The following is a 4,684-nucleotide window of genomic DNA, read 5'->3' as shown; positions in this document are numbered from 1 at the left end:
TGAACCGCAACGAGACCGTTGACGTCGACGTCCCCGTCGTCGTCACCGGCGAGGCCACCCCGGGCGTCGAGATCATGCACGACGCCGACACCGTCACCGTCTCCGCCAACGTCCTCTCCATTCCGGAGGAGCTGGCGGTCTCCGTCTCGGGCAAGGAGATCGGCGACCAGATCCTGGCCGGCGACATCGAGCTGCCGGAAGGTGTCACCCTCGTCACCGACGCCGACGTCCTCGTCGTCAACTTCATCGCCCCCGAGGACAATGAGGCCGAGACCGGCGACGAGGCTCCGGCCGCCGCCGAGGCCGCCGCCGACGCCCCGGCCGACGCGGCGGAGTAGTCGCACTCCCCTCCCCTGCCGGGAACCCACGCCACCCCTCGTGCCCACAGGCATGAGGGGTGGCTCATTTTCATCGCGTCGCACTGTGCCATGATGGTGCCCGTGAACACCATCGGAGCCTCCCCACTGCTGGTCGTGGGTCTCGGGAACCCTGGTGCCGGGTACGAGGGCACCCGGCACAATATCGGCGCGGCGGTCCTCGACGAGCTGGGCGACCATTTCAGCGTGAACAAGAAGGTCAATGCCCGGGTCGACGAAATCCGCGTCGGCGACCGGAAGGTCGTGCTGGCCACCCCACGCAGCTTCATGAACCTCTCCGGTGGGCCGGTGAAGGCCCTGGCCGGTTACTTCAAGGTGAACCCCGCGCAGATCGTCGTCATCCACGATGAACTCGACCTGGACCTCGGTGTGGTGAAGCTGAAGAAGGGCGGCGGGCTCAACGGCCACAACGGTCTCAAGGACATCGCCAAGTCCCTGGGGACGCAGGATTTCCTTCGGATCCAGGTGGGCATCGGGCGTCCCCCGGGACGGATGGCCCCGGCGTCCTTCGTGCTGAAGAGGTTCGCGAAGGCCGAGCAGGCCGAGGTGCCGATCATCTGCGCGGACGCCGCGGACCTCGTCACCGGTCTCGCCACCGGGACGGTGACGGCATGAGCGTCCTCGACTCGCTGAAGGGCCTGCTCCGGCGCCCCCGCCCCCGGAGCACGTCGAAGAAGGAGTCCGTGTGGGACGCACTGCCCGCCGCCCAGTGGCTCGTCGTCGGGCTCGGTAATCCGGGGGTGAAGTACGCCCGGACCCGGCACAACATCGGTTACCGGGTGGTGGACGAGCTGCTGCACCGCCACCGGGAACACCTCATCGGGGTCCCCGGGGTGCAGGCGAAGGTCGCCAGGACCGGGGTCGACGGGCACGGCGTCCTGCTGGTGAGGTCGGCGACGTACATGAACGAGTCCGGCCTGGCGGTCGGCCCGCTGGCGACGTCCTACGCGATTCCCGCGGACCATGTCATCGTCATCCACGACGAGCTGGACCTGCCCGCCGGCAAGGTGAAGATCCGGCTCGGCGGCAACGAGAACGGGCACAACGGGCTGAAGTCGATCTCCGAGAAGCTCGGAACGCGTGACTACGTACGCGTCCGGGTCGGCATCGGACGACCCGCCGACGGGCAGTCCGTGGTCGACCATGTGCTGGGGACGCCGGGCCAGGGCTCGCTCACCCTTGAGCTGCTTGAAGACGCCGTGCGCACCGCCGCGGACGCCGTGGAGGTCATCGTGCGACGGGGCGTGCCTGCCGCGCAGAACGAGATCCACCGGAGATAGGGTGAACTGACCATGGCCAGGAAGACGGCGGAACCTGCCCCGGTCGCCGGGGTGTACGAGGGTGACCACGGGATCATCGAGCTGGAGGCCGACCCGTACTCGGGGTCGGGCTGGCTGATCAGCATCAACGGCGTGCCCAGTTCCCATATCGAGATCGGCGCACCCCGTGAGCTGGCCTTCGAGTACATGCGGTGGATCGCCTCGGCGGTGCAGGCGCAGGTCGCGGCGGTGCCGCTGGCCCCGGCGTCCCTGCGGATCACCCACCTCGGCGGTGGGGCGTGCACCATGGCCCGCTACTTCGCGGACGTCTACCCGGAGTCACGGAACACGGTGGTGGAGCTCGACGGTGAGCTGGCGAAGCTCTCACGGCAGTGGTTCGACATCCCCCGCAGCCCCAGGGTGAAGATCCGGGTCGATGACGCCCGCGAGGTCGCGGCGTCCTTCACCCCGGCGAGCCGGGACGTGATCGTCCGGGACGTCTTCGCCGGCGCGGTGACCCCGGAGAGCTTCACCACCGTCGACTTCTTCGCCGACTGCCACCGGGGGTTGGCGTCCGACGGTCTCTATGTCGCGAACTGCGGCGACCACTCCGATCTGCGCGGGGCGAAGGCGGAGCTGGCGGGGATGGCCGAGGTGTGGCGTCATCTCGCGGTGATCGCTGATCCGCCGATGCTCAAGGGACGCCGCTACGGCAACATCATCCTGCTGGCGTCCGACGTGGAGATCGCGGAACCGCCGGTCAAGGAGCTGCTCGGTGGTGGGGTGCCTGCCCAGTTCAAACCGGACGCCTGGGTGCGGCGGTTCATGTCGGGCGCTGTGGCCCGGCGCGCGGCCGCCGTCAAGGGGACAATGGTGGACATGACACACACATCCTCCCCCTCCGTCGTCCTCGGCACCTGGTCCTGGGGCTCCGGTGCCGTCGGCGGCGACACCGTCTTCGGCAACCACCTCGGCACAGAAGACCTGAAGCCCGTCGTGGACGCCGCGATGGCCGCCGGGCTCACCGTCTTCGACACTGCGCCGGTCTACGCGATGGGTCACTCCGAGACGATCCTCGGTGAACTGCTCGCCGGGTACGACCGCAGCGACTACCAGCTGTCCACGAAGTTCACCCCGATGCTCGCCGGACGGTACGGCGACTCCATGGAACAGATGCTGGACGCCAGCCTCGAACGCCTGCGCACCGACCACGTCGACATGTACTGGATCCACAACCAGGACGACGTCGAACGCTGGACCCCGCAGCTCATCCCCCTGGTGGAGTCCGGGAAGGTCCGACAGGTCGGCGTCTCGAACCACAGCCTCGCCCAGATCGAACGGGTCGTGGAGATCCTCGCCGCCGGTGGCGTGGAGCTCTCGGCGGTGCAGAACCACTACAGCCTGCTCTTCCGTGATTCGGAGACCACCGGCGTCCTGCGGTACTGCCACGACCACGGCATCGAGGTCTGGCCGTACATGATTCTGGAGCAGGGTGCCTTGACCGGCGTGTACAACACCGGCAACCCGCTGCCGGCGGGCAGTGACCGGGCGGCGACCTACAACTCCGTGCTCCCCCAGCTGGAGGAGCTCGCCGCCGCCATGACGGAGATCGGGGACGCCCACGGCGGCCTCACCGTCGCCGAGGTCGCCACCGTGTGGACGGTCGACAAGGGCACCCGGCCGATCGTCGGGGTGACGAAGCCCCGGCACATCGAGTCGCAGGTCCGCGCGGCAGGCGTCCACCTCACCGCAGAAGAGACCTCCCGGATCGAGGAGCTCGCCGCCGAGGCCACCACCGGTGGCGTGCAGGTCCGGGGCAGCTGGGAGAAGCCGCTCGCCTGACCGGGCGAAGGTGACCCTGTATTTACGGGGACACCTCACGTATGATCCGACCCCATGGCCCTCATCGAGCTCCATGACATCCGGAAAACCTACTCCTCCTCATCCGGTGACGTCCACGCCCTCGACGGGCTGGACCTCACCGTCGAGGAGGGAACCGTACGCGGCCTGCTCGGCCCCAACGGTGCGGGCAAGACCACGACCGTCAAGGTCCTCACCACCCTCACCCGCCCGACCTCCGGCACCGCCACCGTCGCCGGCCGCGACGTCATGAAGGACGCCGCCGCCGTCCGCCGCATCATCGGTGCCTCCGGCCAGTACGCCACCATCGACGAGGAACTCTCCGCCCGGGAGAACCTGTTGCTCATCGGGCGCCTCTTCCACCTCGGTGACCGGAAGGCCAGGCACCGCGGCGACGAACTCCTCGAACTGTTCGACCTCACCGCTGCCGCCGACCGCCCGGTGAAAGGCTTCTCCGGGGGCATGCGCCGCCGTGCCGACCTGGCGGCCTCCCTGGTCAGTGACCCGAAGATCCTCTTCCTCGACGAACCGACCACCGGACTGGACCCGGTCGCCCGGATGAACCTCTGGGAGGTGATCCGGGCGCGGGTCGCCGCCGGGACCACCCTGCTGCTCACCACCCAGTACCTGGAGGAGGCCGACCAGCTCGCCGACGAGATCAGCGTCATCGACCGCGGCACCGTCATCGCCGAGGGCACCGCCGACGAGCTCAAGGCCCGCGTCGGTGGGCAGAGTATCCGCGTCACCCTGCAGGATCCCGCAGATGTGGCGGACATGGCGTCCTTCCTCGCCAGGCTGTCCGACCAGCCCGTCGATGTCGAGGGCCGGACTGCGAGCATCACCGTCGCCGACGGCGTCCTTGCCCTGGAGCGGACCGCCGCCGAAATCCGGGGCCGGGACATCGCCATCCACGACATCGGTGTAGCCAGACCCACGCTCGACGATGTGTTCCTGACTTTGACCGGGGAGGGGAACCGATGAGGTACTGGCTGACCGACGTCCGCGCGGTGACGCTGCGGAACATCACCCGCTACCGACGCACCCCTGACCTTCTGGTCTGGGGCACCGCACAACCCCTGATGTTCGTCCTGCTGTTCAGCCAGGTGCTCGGCGGGGCGATCCAGATCCCGGGGCAGGACTACACCTCCTTCCTCATGGCCGGCATCTTCGTGCAGACCATGATCTTCG

General features: G+C 68.5%; 4 protein-coding genes and 3 pseudogenes. All 7 read left to right on the top strand.

The genetic code is table 11. The features are described from left to right. Positions 1 to 338: pseudogene (locus tag QZV72_RS04360) on the top strand (50S ribosomal protein L25); the annotation flags it as partial. Positions 339 to 431: 93 nt separating this feature from the next. Beyond that, complete coding sequence (gene pth / locus QZV72_RS04355; RefSeq protein ID WP_297005731.1) at positions 432 to 992, top strand: aminoacyl-tRNA hydrolase; 561 nt, start codon at positions 432 to 434, stop codon at positions 990 to 992. Beyond that, entirely contained in the window at positions 989 to 1,657 is a 669-nt protein-coding gene (gene pth, locus QZV72_RS04350) for an aminoacyl-tRNA hydrolase (RefSeq protein WP_297005729.1), read from the top strand. Before pth (QZV72_RS04355) ends, pth (QZV72_RS04350) begins: the two co-directional genes overlap by 4 nt. A 12-nt stretch (positions 1,658 to 1,669) precedes the next feature. Further along, positions 1,670 to 2,482, top strand: a pseudogene (locus tag QZV72_RS04345) (spermidine synthase); the annotation flags it as partial. Continuing rightward, the gene (locus tag QZV72_RS04340; RefSeq protein ID WP_367119086.1) at positions 2,462 to 3,478 is read left to right on the top strand and encodes an aldo/keto reductase; all 1,017 of its coding nucleotides are present in this window, start codon (positions 2,462 to 2,464) and stop codon (positions 3,476 to 3,478) included. The pseudogene QZV72_RS04345 and the gene QZV72_RS04340, both read left to right, overlap by 21 nt. Positions 3,479 to 3,532: 54 nt before the next feature. After that, positions 3,533 to 4,477 (top strand): ATP-binding cassette domain-containing protein, encoded by a 945-nt coding sequence (locus tag QZV72_RS04335; RefSeq protein WP_297005726.1) that lies wholly within the window; start codon positions 3,533 to 3,535, stop codon positions 4,475 to 4,477. Then, positions 4,474 to 4,684, top strand: a pseudogene (locus QZV72_RS04330) (ABC transporter permease); the annotation flags it as partial. The gene QZV72_RS04335 and the pseudogene QZV72_RS04330, both read left to right, overlap by 4 nt.

The organism is uncultured Corynebacterium sp. (assembly GCF_902782855.1).
Taxonomy (GTDB): Bacteria; Actinomycetota; Actinomycetes; order Mycobacteriales; family Mycobacteriaceae; genus Corynebacterium.
The sequence above is the reverse complement of the archived record's forward strand: the minus strand, read 5'-3'. Positions and strand labels throughout refer to the sequence as shown.

Coding starts and splice junctions, on each gene's coding strand:
- QZV72_RS04340 (WP_367119086.1), top strand. CDS start 2,462: ATGTCGGGCGCTGTGGCCCGGCGCGCGGCCGCCGTCAAGGGGACAATG.
- QZV72_RS04335 (WP_297005726.1), top strand. CDS start 3,533: ATGGCCCTCATCGAGCTCCATGACATCCGGAAAACCTACTCCTCCTCA.
- pth (WP_297005731.1), top strand. CDS start 432: ATGGTGCCCGTGAACACCATCGGAGCCTCCCCACTGCTGGTCGTGGGT.
- pth (WP_297005729.1), top strand. CDS start 989: ATGAGCGTCCTCGACTCGCTGAAGGGCCTGCTCCGGCGCCCCCGCCCC.